This window comes from Candidatus Poriferisodalis sp., from assembly GCF_965208485.1.
Taxonomy (GTDB): domain Bacteria; phylum Actinomycetota; class Acidimicrobiia; order Acidimicrobiales; family Poriferisodalaceae; genus Poriferisodalis.
In genome coordinates this window covers 1,988,097-2,006,855 of record NZ_OZ242344.1, presented here as the reverse complement: position 1 = coordinate 2,006,855, position 18,759 = coordinate 1,988,097, and the positions used below count along the sequence as shown (strand labels likewise).

At 61.4% G+C, this 18,759-nt stretch carries 22 protein-coding genes and 1 pseudogene; 17 read left to right on the top strand and 6 right to left on the bottom strand.

Annotated elements, in window-relative coordinates; all coding sequences use genetic code 11:
* Positions 1-258: 258 nt before the first annotated feature.
* The 4 genes from ACOGXQ_RS09315 to ACOGXQ_RS09300 all read left to right on the top strand — a co-directional run bounded on the left by ACOGXQ_RS09315 (position 259) and on the right by ACOGXQ_RS09300 (position 5,729).
* Entirely contained in the window at positions 259-3,051 is a 2,793-nt protein-coding gene (locus tag ACOGXQ_RS09315) for a TrlF family AAA-like ATPase (protein WP_419947128.1), read from the top strand.
* 455 nt (positions 3,052-3,506) lie between these two features.
* Positions 3,507-4,451, top strand: coding sequence for a hypothetical protein (locus ACOGXQ_RS09310; protein WP_419947127.1), 945 nt, complete (start codon positions 3,507-3,509; stop codon positions 4,449-4,451).
* Positions 4,448-4,705: a hypothetical protein gene (locus ACOGXQ_RS09305; protein WP_419947126.1), complete on the top strand. Its 258-nt coding sequence runs from the start codon at positions 4,448-4,450 to the stop codon at positions 4,703-4,705. The genes ACOGXQ_RS09310 and ACOGXQ_RS09305 overlap by 4 nt, the downstream gene beginning before the upstream one ends.
* 118 nt (positions 4,706-4,823) lie before the next feature.
* Positions 4,824-5,729: a hypothetical protein gene (locus tag ACOGXQ_RS09300; RefSeq protein ID WP_419947125.1), complete on the top strand. Its 906-nt coding sequence runs from the start codon at positions 4,824-4,826 to the stop codon at positions 5,727-5,729.
* A gap of 201 nt (positions 5,730-5,930) precedes the next feature.
* On the opposite strand, the gene ACOGXQ_RS09295 is transcribed toward ACOGXQ_RS09300, so the two are convergent.
* Positions 5,931-9,056 (bottom strand): phosphoribosyltransferase-like protein, encoded by a 3,126-nt coding sequence (locus ACOGXQ_RS09295; protein WP_419947124.1) that lies wholly within the window; start codon positions 9,054-9,056, stop codon positions 5,931-5,933.
* A 128-nt stretch (positions 9,057-9,184) separates the two neighbouring features.
* Here ACOGXQ_RS09295 and ACOGXQ_RS09290 point away from each other — a divergent pair, with 128 nt between their 5' ends.
* The 4 genes from ACOGXQ_RS09290 to ACOGXQ_RS09275 all read left to right on the top strand — a co-directional run bounded on the left by ACOGXQ_RS09290 (position 9,185) and on the right by ACOGXQ_RS09275 (position 11,359).
* A complete protein-coding gene (locus tag ACOGXQ_RS09290; RefSeq protein WP_419947123.1) occupies positions 9,185-9,538 on the top strand; it encodes a hypothetical protein in 354 nt (117 codons plus the stop codon).
* Between the two features lie 195 nt (positions 9,539-9,733).
* Positions 9,734-10,432: a hypothetical protein gene (locus ACOGXQ_RS09285; protein WP_419947122.1), complete on the top strand. Its 699-nt coding sequence runs from the start codon at positions 9,734-9,736 to the stop codon at positions 10,430-10,432.
* Between the two features lie 172 nt (positions 10,433-10,604).
* A complete protein-coding gene (locus tag ACOGXQ_RS09280; protein ID WP_419947121.1) occupies positions 10,605-10,856 on the top strand; it encodes a hypothetical protein in 252 nt (83 codons plus the stop codon).
* 77 nt (positions 10,857-10,933) lie between these two features.
* Positions 10,934-11,359, top strand: a complete 426-nt coding sequence (locus ACOGXQ_RS09275) for an SRPBCC family protein (protein ID WP_419947120.1) — start codon at positions 10,934-10,936, stop codon at positions 11,357-11,359.
* An 83-nt stretch (positions 11,360-11,442) separates the two neighbouring features.
* On the opposite strand, the gene ACOGXQ_RS09270 is transcribed toward ACOGXQ_RS09275, so the two are convergent.
* Positions 11,443-11,736 carry a hypothetical protein gene (locus ACOGXQ_RS09270; protein ID WP_419947119.1) on the bottom strand — a complete coding sequence of 98 codons (294 nt, stop codon included), beginning with the start codon at positions 11,734-11,736 and terminating at the stop codon, positions 11,443-11,445.
* A 38-nt stretch (positions 11,737-11,774) separates the two neighbouring features.
* Positions 11,775-12,089 carry an AbrB/MazE/SpoVT family DNA-binding domain-containing protein gene (locus ACOGXQ_RS09265; RefSeq protein WP_419947118.1) on the bottom strand — a complete coding sequence of 105 codons (315 nt, stop codon included), beginning with the start codon at positions 12,087-12,089 and terminating at the stop codon, positions 11,775-11,777.
* 229 nt (positions 12,090-12,318) lie between these two features.
* On the opposite strand from ACOGXQ_RS09265, the gene ACOGXQ_RS09260 reads away from it, so the two are divergent.
* Complete coding sequence (locus tag ACOGXQ_RS09260; RefSeq protein WP_419947117.1) at positions 12,319-12,744, top strand: SRPBCC family protein; 426 nt, start codon at positions 12,319-12,321, stop codon at positions 12,742-12,744.
* A 76-nt stretch (positions 12,745-12,820) separates the two neighbouring features.
* Here ACOGXQ_RS09260 and ACOGXQ_RS09255 read toward each other — a convergent pair whose 3' ends face one another.
* Both ACOGXQ_RS09255 and ACOGXQ_RS09250 read right to left on the bottom strand, forming a co-directional pair.
* Entirely contained in the window at positions 12,821-13,234 is a 414-nt protein-coding gene (locus ACOGXQ_RS09255; RefSeq protein ID WP_419947116.1) for a putative toxin-antitoxin system toxin component, PIN family, read from the bottom strand.
* 21 nt (positions 13,235-13,255) lie between these two features.
* Complete coding sequence (locus tag ACOGXQ_RS09250; RefSeq protein WP_419947115.1) at positions 13,256-13,579, bottom strand: hypothetical protein; 324 nt, start codon at positions 13,577-13,579, stop codon at positions 13,256-13,258.
* A 421-nt stretch (positions 13,580-14,000) separates the two neighbouring features.
* Here ACOGXQ_RS09250 and ACOGXQ_RS09245 point away from each other — a divergent pair, with 421 nt between their 5' ends.
* The 8 genes and pseudogenes from ACOGXQ_RS09245 to ACOGXQ_RS09210 form a co-directional block, all read left to right on the top strand.
* On the top strand, positions 14,001-14,198 hold the full coding sequence (locus ACOGXQ_RS09245) for a hypothetical protein (RefSeq protein ID WP_419862980.1): 198 nt from the start codon (positions 14,001-14,003) through the stop codon (positions 14,196-14,198).
* Positions 14,199-14,238: 40 nt separating this feature from the next.
* On the top strand, positions 14,239-14,538 hold the full coding sequence (locus ACOGXQ_RS09240) for a hypothetical protein (RefSeq protein ID WP_419947114.1): 300 nt from the start codon (positions 14,239-14,241) through the stop codon (positions 14,536-14,538).
* A 216-nt stretch (positions 14,539-14,754) separates the two neighbouring features.
* Complete coding sequence (locus ACOGXQ_RS09235) at positions 14,755-15,180, top strand: SRPBCC family protein (protein ID WP_419947113.1); 426 nt, start codon at positions 14,755-14,757, stop codon at positions 15,178-15,180.
* Positions 15,181-15,320: 140 nt separating this feature from the next.
* Positions 15,321-15,605 (top strand): hypothetical protein, encoded by a 285-nt coding sequence (locus ACOGXQ_RS09230; RefSeq protein ID WP_419862978.1) that lies wholly within the window; start codon positions 15,321-15,323, stop codon positions 15,603-15,605.
* The gene (locus ACOGXQ_RS09225) at positions 15,602-15,982 is read left to right on the top strand and encodes a PIN domain-containing protein (RefSeq protein WP_419947112.1); all 381 of its coding nucleotides are present in this window, start codon (positions 15,602-15,604) and stop codon (positions 15,980-15,982) included. Before ACOGXQ_RS09230 ends, ACOGXQ_RS09225 begins: the two co-directional genes overlap by 4 nt.
* The gene (locus ACOGXQ_RS09220) at positions 15,973-16,119 is read left to right on the top strand and encodes a hypothetical protein (RefSeq protein ID WP_419947111.1); all 147 of its coding nucleotides are present in this window, start codon (positions 15,973-15,975) and stop codon (positions 16,117-16,119) included. Before ACOGXQ_RS09225 ends, ACOGXQ_RS09220 begins: the two co-directional genes overlap by 10 nt.
* Positions 16,120-16,238: 119 nt before the next feature.
* Positions 16,239-16,922, top strand: coding sequence for a DUF6338 family protein (locus ACOGXQ_RS09215; protein ID WP_419947110.1), 684 nt, complete (start codon positions 16,239-16,241; stop codon positions 16,920-16,922).
* A gap of 250 nt (positions 16,923-17,172) precedes the next feature.
* Positions 17,173-18,388 (top strand): annotated as a pseudogene (locus ACOGXQ_RS09210) (IS256 family transposase); the annotation flags it as partial.
* Here ACOGXQ_RS09210 and ACOGXQ_RS09205 read toward each other — a convergent pair.
* Positions 18,387-18,704 carry an RDD family protein gene (locus ACOGXQ_RS09205; protein WP_419947367.1) on the bottom strand — a complete coding sequence of 106 codons (318 nt, stop codon included), beginning with the start codon at positions 18,702-18,704 and terminating at the stop codon, positions 18,387-18,389. The pseudogene ACOGXQ_RS09210 and the gene ACOGXQ_RS09205 sit on opposite strands and share 2 nt — an antisense overlap.
* Between the last annotated feature and the right edge of the window lie 55 nt (positions 18,705-18,759).

Genomic DNA, 18,759 nt, shown 5'->3' with positions numbered 1-18,759 from the left:
GTTTTGAGCGACCGACGAGCGAATGGCGTGGTTGAAGTACCTGCCGTCGATGACGAACCTTGCGATAGGGCGGAATGAGATCTGTGCCGACCCGTCAGGTCGCCACGGGTGGGTAAGGCCCATGGCCGCGTTGCGGAGCTAACACCCTTGAGTTCCGATTTCGGGCTGCGCGCAACACTGTGACCTGCGGAGACGCGACTCCGCGCCGGCCTCGGTTGTCATGGTGGAATCACATGCGGAACGGCCTACGGTACGCAGATGGACCAAGGCGCTCACTTTCATCGCTGCGATTTTCAAGTTCACACACCGCGCGACGCCAACTGGGTCGGTGAACGGCCGTACACCGACTCTGAGCGGCGGTTGTACGCAGACGGATTCGTCGTCGCCTGCCGGGAGCGCGGATTGAATGCTGTGGCGATTACCGATCATCACGATTTTGAGTTGGTGCCCTACCTTCGCGATGCCGCCGCTCGAGAAATTGGCCAAGACGGGGACCTACTGCCGTCTCACGAGCAGTTAGTAGTTTTTCCCGGACTTGAACTCACACTCGGTGTTCCATGCCAGGCGATTCTTATTCTCGATGCCGATTTTCCGAACGATAAACTAGGCGTAGTTCTCGATGCATTGGCAGTGACGAAGGTCGAGCCCGACGCCAAGCATCTGGGCGCCGTGCAGCGACTCGATCATATAGACAGCCTGCAGACCTTGTATGATGAACTAGACAAGCACTCATGGCTACAAGGTGCCTATATCGCGTTGCCGAATGTCACCGATGGCGGCTACCAGACCTTAATGCGGTCAGGAATGCAATCCAAGTACAAGGAGATGCCTTGTCCTGGCGGTTACCTGGACGGTTCTGTGCAAAAAATCGGCACAGGCAATCAACGCATCTTCGCAGGCTTGGATCAGAACTGGGGCCACAAGACCATCGCACTCTTTCAGACGTCGGACTCTCGTAGTGACGATTACAGTCAGTTGGCCAAGCACACGACTTGGGTCAAATGGGCGTCGCCCACAGCGGAGGCCCTACGTCAAGCATGCCTTGCCAAAGAATCGAGAATATCTCACGATGAGCCGGAATTACCAAATGCCTGCATCACGCGGATGAGCGTTTCCAACTCGACATTCATGGGGCCGATCGAGCTTGAATACAATCGGCAATACAATGCCATCATCGGCGGCAGAGGAACTGGTAAATCGACCTGCTTGGAATACTTGCGTTGGGCGCTGTGTGATGAGGCTGCTTCATCTGAAGCCATCGACGAGATGCCAGATCACGCAAAGCGGCGTGAGCGCTTGATTGCCGATACGCTTGCGCCGATCGATGCGCACATAGACGTCTATTTCACTGTCAATCAACTTCCACATCTCGTACGTCGATATGCGAAGAACGGTGAAGTGGCGATCAGGATCGGTGACGGTGAACTACGGCAAGCGATGCCGTCGGATGTGCGGTCACTTTTGCCTGTTGTCGCCTACAGCCAGAAACAGCTCAGCAGTGTGGCGGTGCGTCTCGACGAGTTGTACAGATTCGTGACGGCACCAATCGCTCGACAGCTTGATGGTATTGATTCGGACATTGACGATCAGGCGACGCTCATTCGAGCGAATTATGCGACTTTGCTTCGGTATCGCAGCTTAGAGGCGAATATCGCACGAGAAGATCTCAATATTGCGTCGCTCGCATCGCAAGCCGACGGTTTGCGTAAGTCGATGTCCGCCATCAGCGAAGACGATCAAGCGATCATTGCGGCGAAGTCCGGGTTCGACTCAGCCCGACAAGAGGTAGCTGCGCTTGATCGGAGCCTCGACAGGATGTCCGACGCTGTTGGCAGTGTTGACTCGTCATTACGGACTATCCAGATCGACACTAGCAAGGAGGAATCGACATCGGGTGCGTTGCAAGTGGAACTCTCTAACATGCAGCAAGAGGTAGGTTCGCTCGTAGCGCAATTGAAGCAGGCGACTAGTGCAATGCTGGAGAGAATTGAGGCACTGCAGACTGATGGATCGAGTTACCATATCGCAAGATCAAACGCAGAGCACACAATATCGGAATTCGAAGTAGAGTATGAGGCCGCCACGGACCGATCTAGTGCTCATGCATCTCAGTTGCAGGAGCTGCGGCTAGTCGAACAACGCCATCAAGATTCGGTCAGTAGCGTCGCCAGCTTGCGCGACGAGATCGACACACTAGATGATCCAGCGACCGAGCATGAAGTGCTTCGGCAACATTGGCTTCGGCTTCAGGAGCAGCGCTCCACGACTATCTCGCAGCAATGCCAAGAGCTTGGGCGTCTGTCAGGGGGCACCATCAGGGCGAACGTAATGATCGGATCTGGTCTGAGAGCAATAGTTGATCGACTCCGAACTGCAGTGCAAGGTTCCGGCGTGCGTCAGGCCAAGATCGCACACGCTGTCGAGGAACTCATTGATTCTGATGACGCTCTGTTGGCATGGGAGAGCGTTCTTCGTGAGTTGGAAGCCGCTATTGCCTCAGTAGAGATTGCGGAGCAGCCACCAACGCCAAACCTCACGGCGATTGGATTCTCAGCAGCCGACATCCAAAAGATAGCTAGCAAACTGACGCCAGAGTCTTGGCTGGATTTGGCCTTGGCAGTGACACCCGACCAGCCTTACTTCGAGTACATGTCAAAAGACGGCGAGTATTTTGATTTTGCAGTTGCCTCCGCTGGCCAGCAGGCGACTGCGCTCCTGAGCGTACTGCTGGCCCAAGAAGGACCTCCTCTGATCATCGACCAGCCCGAGGATGATCTAGACAGTCAGGTGATTGTCGATGTTGTCGAGCGCTTATGGAAGGCTAAGAAAACGAGGCAGTTGATCTTCGCGAGCCATAATGCAAATCTCGTTGTTAACGGTGATGCAGAACTTGTCGTCAGCTGCGACTATCGCGCGGCGGGTGATCATTCGGGAGGAAGACTTAAGCTCCAGGGCGCAATTGACGTGAACGAGATGCGCGAGGAAATCACGCAGGTGATGGAAGGCGGCGAGAAGGCCTTCAGACTTCGGAAGGACAAGTACGGCTTCTGAGACTTCTTCAACAAGCTCTTCGCGCTGCGAGCGTCAGCGCGCAACCAAGACGGTGTTGGGGTACTTCGCTCTGGCGCTCGCTAACGCTTCTAGACATCGAGACCAATCACGCCGTGATTGCTTGATCCTCGGGCCGAACGCGACGTTTGTCAGAGCAGCAACGACGAAAGATGGCTCAATCTCGTATGCCAACTGTCGCCTGATTCCCGTGGAGTGGCGGCTGAGGGTGGAGTGGATAGAGACCGGAACGACCCGATCCGCAGTGCCCCGTGAGATGAGCCTGTTGGGGGCCACAGTCGCTAAACGGTGACATCGCAATGCGGCAGAGAGAAGGGCGAGGCTTGAGGTAGGGCCCTGTCTGCCGTGACGGGGACCCGTTAGTCGGTCCAAGCTGTTATGGGTGTTGGTCGGCTGTGATTGTCGGTTGTGGGGTTCGGTGGTTGCACACTCTGGGAGTGGCGAGACGAACAAGCATCAGCGAAGCGCTGCTGAAAGACCCAGCGTTCCGAGCGAAGATCGATGACATCCTGAACAAGGAGCACCTGGACGACCACGAGCAGCGAGCCGGCGAGCTGCTGGAGGCGATCCTGAAAGCTGAGCGCTGGGTGCCACGTGACCTCCCAGATGTGGACGGCATGCACGATCTGGACCTCGTCATGGCTGACGACTCCAGAATCGCTGTGGAGGTGACAACGCACACGGCTGGTAACAGGGCTGCGTTCATGACCGAGCTAGAGCGGCACAACCCGATCGCAGCCGGCTCGCTGACACACCACTGGCAGATCGATGTCGATGTCCCCGCAAACCAATGGCGAGACTCCAAGTCGGTGCAGCCGTTGGTCGGCCGCATCCGCAACGAGCTCGAATCCATCCTTCGCCTAGTGGAGCAAGACGACCTGTTCGAGGAAGTGCGCGTTGTGCGGCCCGGCACGCGTCGCCGACCGGCGCATCCGCTGAGCGAGCGCTTGCGCGAGCTGAAGATCGTGGCAGCTAGCGCGCTCGACATCGGCAACAGCGGCGAAATCTGGATTCAGCCGCCCCACACCGGAGCCTTCTCGTTCCACCCGAACCAGATCGCCCAGATTGCCTCCGAGCACATCGGAGCCAAGAAGGACAAGCTGCTCAGAGCGAAAGAGAACGGAGCCGCCGAAGCTCACCTGCTCGTCTGGTCGCCAGTAGTGGTCTCGCGCAGCCCTGGAGCAGCCGCCGCCATCTGGACAACCGGCGACGATGACCCGATCACCGCCGAAGTCGACCTTCAAGGGCTCGACGCCGTGTGGGTCACATCATCAGGCACAGCCGCACACGCAGAAATCCACGGCCACTGTGCCCCCGTACACCGATACGACAAGACTGGTTGGCAGACATACACGCTCGCATGGGAGGCGACACCACGATGATCTCTGACCGATACAACAACGCCGCACGCGCCGTCTCGATGCTGACCGTCTGGCTGGACTCGCCCGACTCCACCGAGAGCGTTACAGAAGAACTGATCGCCACTCTTCAGGAGGGCGACGAAGCCATAGTCGAACTCGTGTGTGGCCTCGTCAGCGTGGCCGGAATGATCCTTATCAGGCATGCTGGCGCCGAGAACCGGGAACAAGAAGTGCTCCAAGAAATCGGACTCAAGATCGCCGAAGGCAGGGGCTGACCTTCGGCAGGGGCATGAGCCACATCAGGGCGAGCAAAGCGAGGCGAGAACTCATTCCAGTACCGATCGCGGGCATGCGCGATCGCTGCCGCCACACTGCATGAGTCCGAGGCAAGGTATGAGCAACGACACCCCTGCAGACGACTACGAGGCGCTCTTGGCCGACACGCTGATCCATTGGCGTGACGCAATCTATGACGGCATCCTGGTCGAGCATGTCGCGCCGGCAGTCCAGATTCATGCTCACGCATCGCTGCTCGACATCGAGGAGTCGTGGGATGTTTCGGGGTGCTTCCCGTTGGTGCCCGAGGACACAGCCCTGTCGGATCACTACGGGCACGGCGTCTTCACGAGGCTGAGTTCAGCAAGCACCTCGATCCGCAGCGGGCTCCAAGCGATACAAGCACGCACCGATGGCCATGCGGCTGTCGCGATAGCTCGGCGTGCTCACGAGTCGCTGTGGCAGGCCTTCTGGTTGTCCAATCCTGAGATCAGCGCGGATGAGCGGGTACGCCGACTCTTGGTTCTCACAGGACGGGACATCAAGGAGGCCAAGCGCCTGTTCTCGAACGCAGCGAATGCCCTGGTTCACGGCAAACTGTCGGGACACTTGGCCAGAATCAAGAGCGTTGTGCCAAGTTTCGACTACCAAGCCAGATACGGCCGAAGCGACTACACGGACTACTACGCACGGCGGGCAAACGATCCCATGAGCGCCCGTCTGCCACCAGAGCCTGAAGGCGCCGACGGGCCATCGTTCGCTTGGAACATGATGAGCAACATGACGCATCCGAACATGGTGTTCGACTTGCTCACCCAAACCCAGCCCGACTTCCAAGACCTGATGAACCGTCTCCAAATCGATGTAGTCAGCAACGCAGTGGGTTGTGTCTGCAATCTCAGCACCACCCTGATGGAGCAGGCACGGATGCCAGAGGATCAGGTTGATGCAGTAAACCGAGCGTTTCATCAGCCAGTGTTTGCCCTTGCACAGCTATTGGAGATGCGGCGCTTGCATGAGTGAATGACGACTGCCCTCGTATGCTTACCAACACAAGAAGCAGCTCCGGCCGACCTGTTCTGGCGCATCTGCCTTCTAGAGCAATATAAGGCTCTTCCTTAGAGGTTTGCCAGGATTTTGGCGCGCGTTCCTAGTTCTGTCGTATAGGTCAATACTCGTCAGGCCATCACAGTAGGCCAGGACTGCGCTCAAATCGCCTGGCAGTTACTTAGAAGAGTTGCGCTCAAACAGGGCAGTGAACTCGAATGTTCCCGATGACGATTGCCTCAATATCGGTGGTGCATTATTTGGTATTGTACTCGGGAACACCACGAGGGAGCAGCGATCGCCGTAACCCAGCGGCGATTGAGGGTTCAACTTTACACCAAACTCACTGATTAGTGCTTTCGCATCGACGCACTCTCGCTCGCTATCGAAGACGCCACTGCCAACTTCAAACAGAGTGGAAGCACCCAGAACGCTGGTTAGGCAATCAACAGTGCATCGTTCCTCGAACAGCTCGCGCGCACATTCCACGACACGATCTAGACCTACTGGGTCCGCCGCCAATACGAACAAGTGTAACTGCACATTGTCAGGCACAAATTCGCGCAACTCAGTGAGGCCCGCAATGAGTGAATCTCCGGTTCCTACAAAATCATCGGCGACGATGACATCGGTGACGCTAGTCTCGGCTAGTGAAGCAAGCTTTGCCGGGTCGACTACACCTCTGGGTTCAAACCTACGTCCATTCGCTGTATTGAGTATTCGTGCTGTGGCTGCGCTGCTCTTTCCAGACGAGCCGTAGTATGACAGCGCGATCTGTTTTTGCTGCCAATCGCCATCGCGTTCTCTGAGGCGACGGGTAACTGCCTCGAAGGCGGCGCGCAGCAATCGGTTTTCGTCGACGTTCGAAACTGCGGTCACGTGTTGCAAGAGTTTGAGAATGATGCGCTGCTTCGAAGCATCTCCGAATTGCCTCAGGTATTCAACTACTCGATCTCCTGAGATCGATCGCCCGCGATAGGTACCCAGGGCTTCGGCTACTGTATCGGCTTCGTCAATCGATATTCGCAGCGAGGCACGCTCGCGGACAAGTGCTTCTACCGACTCTAGTTCTGCCGCCGAGACCACTAGCTGCGCCTGGCCATAATCACAGATCCAGCGACGGAAGAGATCAACTCTGGGTGCCCATGTACCTTGCTCTTCTAGGAGGAAGCCTCGTTCCCTAAACTGACGAAGTTCGCGTTCTGTATCTGCGTAGTCAAGTCCTAACTGACTAGATTCACGAGCAACACTTTCGGTCGTCACTGCCTCAGATTCGGCCCAAGCCGACCCGAGCGCCAAAAGGCACCGGCGACGATTGAGGGTTACTTCGTCACGCTTGGAATCGGGCTCCAATACGTGGTCTTCCCAGTAGTGAGCAAAACTGACTGCATCTATTGCCTTGAGCAGTGCCTTGCTGCCAATCTCAACCTCTCGCACATCGACATAAGCGTCCCGCCGCTCCGTCGCGAGTTCGAGAATCTTCCCGCAGAGTTGCTTCGTGTAGTAGGGATTTCCTGCGGTAAGGTCATAGATTCGCTCGCAAGCGCTTGTTGTAAATGTGACATAATCTCCGGCAGGTTTCCGGACGAGGTCTTCGAAATCACTCCATTGAGTCGCTTTGTCTAAATAATCGACGGAGAATGCACTGAATTTGTTTAGTTCTACCCCAGGACCATTGATGATGATCTTCATCCGCTCTCCGCCAATCAGCAACAGACCCACTCCTTCGATGGTTGCGATACTACGTAACGCAATGAAGAAAGCATCTCCTTCTGTGCCGCGTCGATATAGTGGAGTCGGAAAACGATCAAATTCATCTATGGCAATAAGTACGGGCCGTTCCGCCGTTGCCACATACCTCAGGGCCCTTACAAGCGGTACGAGGCTGCCATCATATGATGGTAGACGCAAGTCGCTGGGTAACCGATAGCGATCATCCAACTGTTCGACTAATGCCCGCGCCAAACCATCAATAGCCGCAGAAGGTGTTGGGCTCGCAATCTCGCCGGCCTCGATATAGATTGTCTCGGCACTTCGTCGTTCTCTTGCGACTTTCAAGGCTACGTGTGCAAGTGAAGTCTTGCCGACGCGTTTTTGACCATGAACATATGCCGACTCGACCCGCTGTGCGGAGAGAACACGCGTAATGCCCCTCAACATGGCTGACCGGCCAATCAACTCGTCCTCAGTTTCTACTGCTTCGAGGCTGTATGGATTCTTGTACGATAGATCTTCCCAGTCAATGTCTGGGTCTTGCGGACGCAGCTCAGCTTCGATCTCGGAATCTTTGATGGAGCCGTCCGAATTCATCCAAGTAATCTTGAAGATACATGCAGCGCATTCCAGGTCCTTCATGCCTCCGGGATCGGTCTGGACGTTGAATTCGATGAGGATGGAACCCGGTGCCAGATCGGACAAGCGCACCGGCGCGTTTGGCAACTTGATACCGATCGCTTCTGACATATCGACTTCGAGGTTAAGAGCTACTCCTTCGCCCTCATTGCGCAGCTCGATCGGCACCGATAGTTCCAGGCCGTCGACGTGAAGAGGATGAAGGCGTAGATCCGTTTTGAGGGTCACCGATGCTGGTTTACTGAACGAACTCGACTCAAAGTGATCGATCATGTCTTCACGAAGGCGCCGCATTACAAACGCAAACGGCTCCGCGATCGTTGCTGGAGCCTGTGTGAGCTGGCTTTCGATCTGTTCGATCAGATGGGTGGCATTGTCAAGGCTGGCGCGTGCGCTCTCAGCCGTGGACTCGGAATACTGGATCGCGGCTCCTAGACACTTTTGAAACGCGTCAGAAGGATCGGCGTTCAAAGCCAAGAAGGGTCGGAGAGTAGCCCTCGACCGGTCGTCGTTAAGAGCCTTGAGCAGAGTGGTCCTGAACTTCTTGAGGCTCGCAATTCCGTCGTAGGACCCGAGCGCGGAAGTCAGATGAGCTTCGGCATCAATGGCAATACGCGCCAAGCTCCGACAGATCTCGTTGGCCTGATGAGGACGGCCTATCTTGTAGTCCTTAGGCAGTCTTGAGTTAGTTTCTGCCAGACGCTCTCGAAGGAAACTAATGACATGACGGCGATTCGGATGGTCATACAAGTAATAGCTAGCGGCTGCAGTGATTCGCAGGATGCCGGCAACTCGGACTTCATGGCTGTTGATCTCGGAGGTAAGACCTTCTTGACTCCAGAGCTGCGAGATCATTTCCGTTGCGATCTCGCTGGCCTTTTCGTCACCGTTCGAGAGTCCTTGAATCTTGGCGTCGAGATCGCTCAGCGATCCCAAATCAGTTGCTTCCATGTGTCGAGACTCCTATTGCCGATGCCCTTCTGCTGGCGGCTGGGAACTTGGGGCTGGTTAGGAACAGTTAGCCGCCATGCACCAATTGATAGTGGCTTTAGGACGACAGTGCTCACCTGGGTTGAGGGGTGGATGCTGGCCAACGCGGAGTGCTGGAGGCAGGGACGCGGCGGGCTGGCGTCGGTGGGGAGCAGTTGCGGTTCCATCACGACTGCGTCGGGGAGTTCGCTCCGGCGACCGGCTTCGAGGAGGGCCCCAGGACGTGTGCGATGTGGGACCTCGCGCACGCCGTGCAGCAGCCCGCCCCTGTCTGCGACGGTGCCGATCGGTGGCTGGGTGGCTGGCCGAGCCGACCCGACCGGTCGGCGCGCATCGCGGCGCTGGTGGGCGGCTACCGGCTGGGCGCCGAGCGGGCCGATGAGCTCGCGGACATGGTGGTGGCGGTGATCGCCCGGGCTGAGGCTGCCCAACCCGAAGGGTGATCCCAGTCCCGCGAGAAAACCATGCGTGTCGTCTCGGAAGCCGACAGTACGGTGCGACGGCAGCTCGATTCGGGTTCGCGGCGAGGAGCACCCACTTGGCGGTGCCTGAAGTGTCGAGTCCCGAAAAGACGTAACCCCGGCCGTTTGCCGAAGCAGGGACGGTTCCGGGGTTTTCGGGAGGCATCTTACTCCGTGATGGCACCGGCGCCACAGACGGTCTACGACCTCAGAGTCGTAGCGAAGCGCCTCACGGCTGCCCGCATGGGGCCGTATCTTGACGATTCGGCGGGCGACTACGCCGCAGCGTTGCGCCTGTACGACTGGAACAGCGCAGTGGCGGGAGCCATGCACGCGGACCTCGGCCGACTCGAGGTCGTCTTTCGCAACGCCGTCGACATGGCGCTCACGAGTCTCGCAGCCTCAAAGGCTTGGACACAGCCGTGGTACGCCCAAGAATCACTCTTCCGTGGGCGCAGCGGCGAGGTCGCCCGCGAAGCTGTCGCTTCTGCGGTGCATCGCGCGAGCCGGCGCAAGCGTCGTACCCCAGGGCACGGCGGCGTCATCGTCGAACTCGGGTTCGGGTTCTGGAGGTTCCTCTGCGGCCCCGCCTATCTCACAGCTCTGTGGGTGCAGGCGCTCGCATCGGCTTTCCCCCAACATCCCGCCCAAGGTGACCCGCGCCGCATCCGTGCCGAGGTCGAGCATCGGATGGAGAGACTGCACTTGCTCCGCAACCGGATCGCCCATCATGAGCCGATCTTCCGCCGCGATCTGGAGCGTGACTTCAACCAGTTGCTGGAACTGATCGGGTGGATGTGTGTGGACAGCCGCACGTGGGCCGCCGCCGTCAGCCGCACCCCTGGGACGATCGCCGAGCGATCACGCCAGGCCTGATTGCGGTCTGACGAGTTGCCGCCGGTGCTTGACGTGGTGGATTCCCGAAAGACGTAACCCCGGCCGTTTGCCGAAGCAGGGACGGTTCCGGGGTGTTCGCAGCCACGCTACTGCCGCCCGCTCGGCGGTACCGGCAGCCTCGTCATCGGACGAGACAAATACCGTTGAGGACATGGAGGCCGAGGACACCGCCGGTACGACCACAGTGCGCCTCGACGACGAGGATCAGGCGCTGCTCGACGAGATAGCGCCCGACTTCGGCGGCCGATCAGCAGCGATCAAACAGGGGATCGCAATGCTGGCCGACGAACACCGTCGTCGCCGTGCCTTGGAGGCCTTCATGGAAGAGTGGTCAGCCGAGTCGGGACCGCCCGACCCGGACGGCGTGGCCGCTATGAGTGAGCGCTTCTTCAGTCAACGGTGATCCTCGACGCCGGGCGGGGTGCGGATGGAGGGCGCCCGGGTGCTCGGGGGCACAATGGGCCGTCGAGGAGACACGTCATGGCGCAGGCATTCTCGGTCGAAGAGATCATCGGTCACCCGGCTCCGCACGTGTGGGCCGCCCTGGTCGACTGGCCGAACGCTCACCGGTGGATGCCCGGGATCGACATGATCGCCGCCGACGGGGAGACCGCCGAGGGCACCCGGCTGACGTTCCGCGCTCGTGGCAAGGATCGCTCCAGCACCATCGTGGGATGCGTCGCCGGGCAGTCGATCGTGCTGCGTTCGGTTCAGGGCGGCGTGAGGGCGGACTACGCCTACGAGGTCCACCCCCACGATGAGGGCACCTCACCCCTCACGCTGACCGCCGACTGCCAGAGCACGGGCGTGCTGTGGCGTGTGATGTGGCCCCTGGTGCGCATCGCCATCGGGGCGTCCGACGCCAAGCAGCTCAGACTCCTGCGGGCCACGCTCGAAGAGGGTTGACCGCCCGGGCTGCGGGCTGGCTGCCAGCTGGGCGCCGAGCGGGCCGATGAACTCGCCGACGTAGTGGTGGAGGTGATCGTCGGCTAAGGGCGACGGAAGATTGCGTGAGTCCCGACCCGTCGCCAGATGATGTGCGGCTGACCTTGGATCCGCTCGTCACCGTAGGCGAACGTTGCCCGGCCGTCCTCGGCCCAGCTCATCTCGAACACGCCTGAATGCCCTCTCACGCCCTTGACCCGTAAGCCGGGCCGTGGCGAGCGTCCTGCCGCCAAGTCCTCGACGAATTGCGCAACTGCAGCGAGGAAGGCGGCCTGGCTGTCGCGGTCAAGTCCGGCGAATTCACGCCTGAACACGACCTCCCACTCGAACGTCGGCATGGCGTTCCAGAGTCGGTGTCAAGCTGGCCGAGGCTGGCTCAGTCTTCGATGACGGATGCGTCGCTTGGCCCGTCGGCGCGAGCCCGCAGCGCGTCAAGAAACTCATCGGCAGAGTCGAAAACCGGGCCGAACCGGCCGGCCGCACGATCAACTTCGATCTGCTTCTCGCCTGCTTGCCACTCCGGTGTCCAGTACCAAGCCTGATCGGGGTCATGCTCAGAGCAAGGTCGGAGCAGAATGCCATCATTGACGACTTCAGCCACAAGCTCGTCGCCGTCGTGCAGACCCGCGGCAAGCCGAAGCTCCTTCGGAAGTGTCACCCGTCCATCGACGGTGAGCCGCGTCAACACCATGTCATCACCATACCGGCGCTCGACGTGGCGGCTTCCCAAAAGGACGTAACCCCGGCCGTTTGCCGAGGCAGGGACGGTTCCGGGGCTTTCACGAACACGCTACTGCCGGTTCGGCCCGCTTCGGCGCTTCCCATTCCGTCCAAGGTGAACCGCGCCGCCTCCGCTCCGCACGCCGGGCGGGGTGCGCTCGGGTGCGCAGGGGCACAATGGGCCGTCGGGGAGACAGGTCATGGCGCAGGCATTCTCGGTCGAAGAGATCATCGGTCACCCGGCTCCGCACGTGTGGGCCGCCCTGGTCGACTGGCCGAACGCTCACCGGTGGATGCCCGGGATCGACATGATCGCCGCCGACGGGCAGACCGCCGAGGGCACCCGGCTGACGTTCCGCGCTCGTGGCAAGGATCGCTCCAGCACCATCGTGGGATGCGTCGTCGGGCAGTCGATCGTGCTGCGTTCGGTTCAGGGCGGCGTGAGGGTGGACTACGCCTACGAGGTGCACCCCAACGATCAGGGCACCTCACCCCTCACGCTGACCGCCGACTGCCAGAGCACGGGCGTGTTGTGGCGTGTGATGTGGCCCTTGGTGCGCATCGCCATCGGGGCGTCCGACGCCAAGCAGCTCAGACTCCTGCGGGCCATGATCGAAGCCGGCTGACCGCCCGGGCCGGCATCGGCGAACAGCTCCGCCCGCTCATCGCCCATGGTGCCGTTGGCTGAGCCGGCTTGGTGATCTAGTGCCGCGGTAGCGGTCTCAGAGTCTTCTCGAACTCTGACGGAGTGATCACGGGCGGAGTCTGCTCCTCCCACTCCAAGAGGTCTTTGTCTCTGCTCACGATGCAGTCAGCGCCCTGCTCTCTCGCGAGCGCTATGAGATAGTCGTCGTCGCCGTCGCGGGTCCATTGCTGAACGTCGGTGGGGTCCGGCATAAGGCCGATTCCCGTGACCAAGCGCGAGATCACCCTGTTTGCGAGGTGGTGGTCGACGCGCTTCATCACTTGCGGCCGGGTCGTCAACACTTCGAGGACTTCGTCGAGCAGTTGCTGGCAGGCGATGACCTCGATTCCCGAGCCTGCGAGCCATCGTTGAAAGATGCGGTGCGGCGAGCCCTTCGTCATCACGGCCGACACGTACACATTCGCGTCCACCACAACTCGCATCGGGCTGGATCAGCGTGCTCGGCGAGCTCCGCGGACCTGGCGTACTGCCTCGACGGCGATGTCGGCTGCCTCGTCTTCGGAGAGGTCGGTGTTCCTCGCGGCACTTTCGGCGAGGTCAGCGCTGAGAGCAGCAGCGTCGGCCGAGTAGAGCGCCCAAGCTGACTGTCGGGTGATGCCCAGGGCCCTGCCGATGGCCTCCCACGTGGCCCCTGCCTCGCGAGCCGCAGCCACCGTCTCGCGCTTGAGTTCATCGCACTCATCGATGGCGCGCACGAGTTCGCGCAGCGCGTCGATGGGCTTCGCCGGCAGGCGGTCGTGAGCGATGAGGCTCATGTTTGTCAGTTTAACCTGACAAACAAGCTCTGGCCGCTGTGGGAGTCCTGGCGGTCGTGCAGAAGCCTCTTCCGCCAGTCGTTTCAGTTCTTTGGCGAGACCGCTCGTGCAGCCCAGATCGACAAGTGCTGCGTGGCGGTCCGACACCTCGGCGACGTTACGTCTGGCGGCTGCCGCCACCAAACGAATAGATGGGACCCCCAGAGGGGGTCCGATCTGGACCTCGACAGAGGTCCGTGGCAAAGCGGGTTCCAACGGAACCCGGACCAAAATGCTGCCCAACGGGCAAGACGACATCTAGCGTCGCCAACGCGTCGAGGGTTCGAGAGAGCCAAGGTTCGCGAGATGTCGACGGGAGCGGGGCACGTCCCGACGTCACTTCGATGACACGATGATCCAACCCACGGCAAGGAGAGAACACGTGCCAGTGACGTATGCCGAACCCAGCGAGATCGTCGTGCATCGCCCGACTCCCTACGAGGCTCGGGAAGCGCTCGAAGCCGCGATCGCCGAGACCGGATTCACCCGCGAGGAACTCGAGGCACAGGCACGCGCCGGCCGGTTCGAGACGGCGCTGGCACACCAGACGTGGTATTCGTTGCCGCCCCACGCTGAATGACCTTGATGCGCAGGCACGTGATTGCGCAAGATATTCGCCAATGAGCGATCCGTTTTCACATGTCATGGAGGCGGTGGGCCGGGACCCGGATCCCCAAGACGCGCTTCATTTCGCGGTCGGCGGTGCACACAACGAGGATGGCGGCATCCACTACCGACCGATCCTCGAAGACGTCATTGAAATGCTCATCCAGGAGAGGCTGGTACGCGCCCGTCCCGGTTGGGAGACCGTCGTGGACGCAGGCCGCAAGCGGTTCTATGAGACACAGCTGCGGGCCGAGATCCGCCGCAATCCCGACATCGCTCGCGACGCTGTGGCCAGGCTTGATCAGGATGCCTGAGGTGTCGAATCCCGAAATGACGTAACCCCGGCCGTTTGCCGAAGCAGGGACGGTTCCGGGGCTTTCACGAACACGCTATCGCCGGTTCGGTCCGCTTCGGCGCTCCCCATTCCGTCTAAGGCGAACCTCGCCGCAACCGCTCCGCACGCCGGGCGGGGTGCGGGTGGGGGGCACCCGGGTGCTCGGGGGCACAATGGGCCGTCGAGGAGACACGTCATGGCGCAGGCATTCGCGGTCGAAGAGATCATCGGTCACCCGGCTCCGCACGTGTGGGCCGCCCTGGTCGACTGGCCGAACGCTCACCGGTGGATGCCCGGGATCGACACGATCGCCGCCGACGGGGAGACCGCCGAGGGCACCCGGCTGACGTTCCGCGCTCGTGGCAAGGATCGCTCCAGCACCATCGTGGGATGCGTCGCCGGGCAGTCGATCGTGCTGTGTTCGGTTCAGGGCGGCGTGAGGGCGGACTACGCCTACGAGGTCCACCCCCACGATGAGGGCACCTCACCCCTCACGCTGACCGCCGACTGCCAGAGCACGGGCGTGCTGTGGCGTGTGATGTGGCCCTTGCTGCGCATCGCCATCGGGGCGTCCGACGCCAAGCAGCTCAGACTCCTGCGGGCCACGCTCGAAGACGCCTGACCGCCCGAGCGAGGGACTGGGCGATTGGGACCTCACGGTGCTGGGAGTCGTGCCGTCGAACGCGAGAAAATCAATTTGCACGTCAAGCAATTTCATCTATTTTCAATTCATCATGTGACGCGATGAGAGCAGGAGCGACCATGGCGACTATCGTTGAGGACATGGAGGCCGAGGGCACCGCCGCTACGACAGCTGAGACGACCACAGTGCGCCTCGACGGCGAGGATCGGGAGCTGCTTGACGAGATCGCGCCCGAGTTCGGCGGCCGATCAGCAGCGATCAAGCAGGGGATCGCAATGCTGGCCGACGAGCACCGCCGTCGCCGTGCCCTGGAGGCCTTCATGGAAGAGTGGTCAGCCGAGTCGGGGCCGCCCGACCCCGATGGTGTGGCCGCGATGAGAGAGCGCTTCTTCAGCCAACGGTGATCCTCGACGCCGGCGTGCTGGTCGCCATTGATCGAGACGAGCCTGCAGCCAAGGACTTCGTCGAGGCCGCTCTGCAGGTGGGCGAGGCGCTGCGCACCACAGCCCCGACGGTCGCGCAGGTGTGGCGGGACGGCTCGCGGCAGGCTCGATTGTCTCGACTCCTAGGCGCGCTGGACGTGCGCCCCTTCACCGCAACACAGATTTCGCCGGTCGGAACGCTTCTGCGCCATTCGGGCACGTCCGATGTCGTCGACGCTCACCTGCTCGCATGCGCAATCCATCTCGACGACATCATCATCACCTCCGATCTCGACGACTTCGCACGTCTCACAGCGCACCTCGGCGAGGCCGAGCCGCGGGCACGGCATTGGCACTGACGGCGTTGGCACTGACCGCCGACTGCCAGAGCACGGGCGTGCTGTGGCGTGTGATGTGGCCCTTGGTGCGCATCGCCATTCGAGCGTCCGACGCCAAGCAGCTCAGACTCCTGCGGGCCACACTCGAAGACGCCTGACCGCCCGCGCTGCAGCTGACACGAAAATCACTGGGATCTACCTAAAGATCACGTCTACTGTGCTGCCATGACGCAACGACGGCGCCGGGCGTGTTGCCGCAGCGGCTGAAGATGGCTCGGTGACGTCTGGTTACGAGGCCGCACTGCTGGTGCTGGTGCTGCTGCTCCCCGGAGCGTTTGCAGCCTGGGGATTCGAGCGGCATGTGCAGCGCTACGGCCGGCGTCTGAAGGACTGGTTCCTGCGGTTGGCCGGCCTGTCGGCGGTCTGCCTTGCGGTGGGAGCGGGGCCGCTGTACTGGCTGGTCGCCACCTACTGGCGTGACTTCGCCGAACGCGAGCCACTACCGGCGTGGCTGTATCTCGTCCCGGGCCTGTATCTGGTGCTGCCGGCATCGGGAGGGTGGGCGCTGAGCTTGCTGGTGCGTCGCTCGGGATCGCCGCTGTCGAGGCTGCTCGGCCCAATCCGTGCCCCGTCTGCTTGGGATCTGCTGTTCGACACCAGGGCGGCGGGGTTTGTGAGTTGCCGTCTGCGGTCGGGTCGATGGGTGGGTGGCCTGTATGCGGATGCTGATGAGATCAGGTCGTACGTCGGAGCGGACGGACCGGCCCAGGACATCTACCTCGCGCACGCAGTCGAGTTCGACCAAGAGACAGGCAGCCCGGTCAGGCTCGATGGCGACTATGTATGGACTGGCGGCGGAATCCTGCTCAAGTGGGCTGACATCGAGTCATTAGAGTTTCGGCAGGTACGTGAACAGGGAACGGAGAAGGCTGATGGCCAGAAAGCGCCGCTCCAAGCGTAAGCCGCCCCGGGATCGACGCCCGACCTACGTTGGCGGCTACTCGCCAAGGCCTGGTGTGGGTCCAGCAGATGTTCCGAAGGACCTGTTCCGTCCCAAGACAACGGACGAACTCGTCAACGGCAGCGACAGCTAGGGCAGCGTCCTGGTGAGTGGTGGGCTTTTGGGTAGCTGACGGGGTCCACTGTTGGGTGGGCCATCGGCACGGTCCTCGGTGAGAGCAATCACTCACTCATCGAGGAGGACATGTCCGATGGCCCTGTCTGATGTTGCCACAGCGCAGCTGTGGGAGACTTTCCGCGCCGGGGGCGGCGCGGAGTTGGTACGTGACGCGGTGCGTCTGGTGCTCCAGGAGCTGATCGAGGCCGAGGCGGCCGAGGCGGTCGGCGCTGGCCGCTATGAGCGCACCCAGACCCGCACCAACGAGCGCAGCGGGCGCCGTGCGCGTCTGTTGGCGGCCCAGGCCGGCGATGTGGAGCTGAGGATCCTCAAGCTGCGCAGGGGCAGTTTCATGCCGTCGGTGATCGAGCCCCGCCGGCGCATCGACCGGGCGCTGCACGCAGTGGTCATGGAGGCCTGTGTGGCGGGCGTGTCGGCCCGCTCGGTGGACGACCTGGTCGCCGCTTTGGGCGCCGAGTCGGGCATCTCCAAATCGGAGGTGTCGCGGATCTGCGCCGGGCTCGACGAGACCGTGGAGGCCTTCAGGGGCCGCCGCCTCGATCACATCGAGTTCCCCTGCGTCTGTCTCGACGCCACGTATCTCAAAGTGCGCAACAGCGTCGGCCAGCCGACCTCGACGGCGACGGTGGTCGCGACGGGGATCGCCGCCGACGGCAACCGCGAAGTGCTCGGCTGCGACCTCGGCGACAGCGAGAGCGAAGCCTTTTGGGACCAGTTCCTGGGTTCGCTGCGCGACCGCGGCCTCACCGGCGTCCGGCTGGTCATCGCCGACGCCCACCGCGGCCTGCGAGCCGCCGCTGACCGCTGGTTCTGTGGCGCAGCCCGCCAGCGCTGCCGGGTGCACTTCGTCCGCAACCTGCTCGCCGTGGTGCCCCGCACCCACCAACAGATGGCCGCAGCACTGCTCGGGACCATCTTCGCCCAGCCCGACGCCCACGCCGCCGCGGACGCCTGGGACCGCGTCGCCGCCCAGCTCGCCGACGCCTTCCCCAAAGCCGGCCCCCTCACGGCCGACGCCAAGAGCGACGTGCTCGCCCTCGCAGCCTTCCCCAAAGCGCACTGGCAGAAGATCCGGACCCGCCAACCCCCTCGAACGCGTCAACAAAGAGACCAAACGACGATCACAAGTCGTGGGGATCTTCCCCAACAAAGCGTCCGCCATCCGCCTCGTCGGCGCCATTCTGGCCGACCTCCACGACGAATGGCAGGCCACCCAGCGGCGCTGCCTCTCACAAGACTCCATGAGCCAACTCCACCGCGAACCCGCTACCGTCACACCAGCCGCAATCAAACCGGCAACCAACACCGAGGCTCAACCCCAAAACCCACCACTCCGCGGGACAAAGCCGTCCGCCGCGGGGAGACGGGCAAAGCAGCGCGGACGAATGAGGCCCCTACGCCCGGCTTACGACCGTCACGCAGGCGCACGACTTGTATTCCCTTCAGGCCCTTTCCTCTTGTCTGCCCGGTCGCGGCTGTCGCCCAGGTCTCATATGTCGCGGTCAACGACAGCGCGACGAACATGATGACCAGTGGCACGAGCAGCCACCCATAGGACTCGTATTCGTCTCCGGTGACGACGTGGGCGTACGCCAGGCATCCCATCAGCACAGTTGCGAGCACTAGCGCCAGACCAGCGAGTATCAGGTCGAGTCCGCGT

Coding starts and splice junctions, on each gene's coding strand:
- ACOGXQ_RS09315 (WP_419947128.1), top strand. CDS start 259: ATGGACCAAGGCGCTCACTTTCATCGCTGCGATTTTCAAGTTCACACA.
- ACOGXQ_RS09305 (WP_419947126.1), top strand. CDS start 4,448: ATGATCTCTGACCGATACAACAACGCCGCACGCGCCGTCTCGATGCTG.
- ACOGXQ_RS09300 (WP_419947125.1), top strand. CDS start 4,824: ATGAGCAACGACACCCCTGCAGACGACTACGAGGCGCTCTTGGCCGAC.
- ACOGXQ_RS09295 (WP_419947124.1), bottom strand. CDS start 9,056: ATGGAAGCAACTGATTTGGGATCGCTGAGCGATCTCGACGCCAAGATT.
- ACOGXQ_RS09285 (WP_419947122.1), top strand. CDS start 9,734: ATGGCACCGGCGCCACAGACGGTCTACGACCTCAGAGTCGTAGCGAAG.
- ACOGXQ_RS09280 (WP_419947121.1), top strand. CDS start 10,605: ATGGAGGCCGAGGACACCGCCGGTACGACCACAGTGCGCCTCGACGAC.
- ACOGXQ_RS09275 (WP_419947120.1), top strand. CDS start 10,934: ATGGCGCAGGCATTCTCGGTCGAAGAGATCATCGGTCACCCGGCTCCG.
- ACOGXQ_RS09270 (WP_419947119.1), bottom strand. CDS start 11,736: ATGCCGACGTTCGAGTGGGAGGTCGTGTTCAGGCGTGAATTCGCCGGA.
- ACOGXQ_RS09265 (WP_419947118.1), bottom strand. CDS start 12,089: ATGGTGTTGACGCGGCTCACCGTCGATGGACGGGTGACACTTCCGAAG.
- ACOGXQ_RS09260 (WP_419947117.1), top strand. CDS start 12,319: ATGGCGCAGGCATTCTCGGTCGAAGAGATCATCGGTCACCCGGCTCCG.
- ACOGXQ_RS09250 (WP_419947115.1), bottom strand. CDS start 13,579: ATGAGCCTCATCGCTCACGACCGCCTGCCGGCGAAGCCCATCGACGCG.
- ACOGXQ_RS09240 (WP_419947114.1), top strand. CDS start 14,239: ATGAGCGATCCGTTTTCACATGTCATGGAGGCGGTGGGCCGGGACCCG.
- ACOGXQ_RS09235 (WP_419947113.1), top strand. CDS start 14,755: ATGGCGCAGGCATTCGCGGTCGAAGAGATCATCGGTCACCCGGCTCCG.
- ACOGXQ_RS09230 (WP_419862978.1), top strand. CDS start 15,321: ATGGCGACTATCGTTGAGGACATGGAGGCCGAGGGCACCGCCGCTACG.
- ACOGXQ_RS09205 (WP_419947367.1), bottom strand. CDS start 18,704: ATGGGATGCCTGGCGTACGCCCACGTCGTCACCGGAGACGAATACGAG.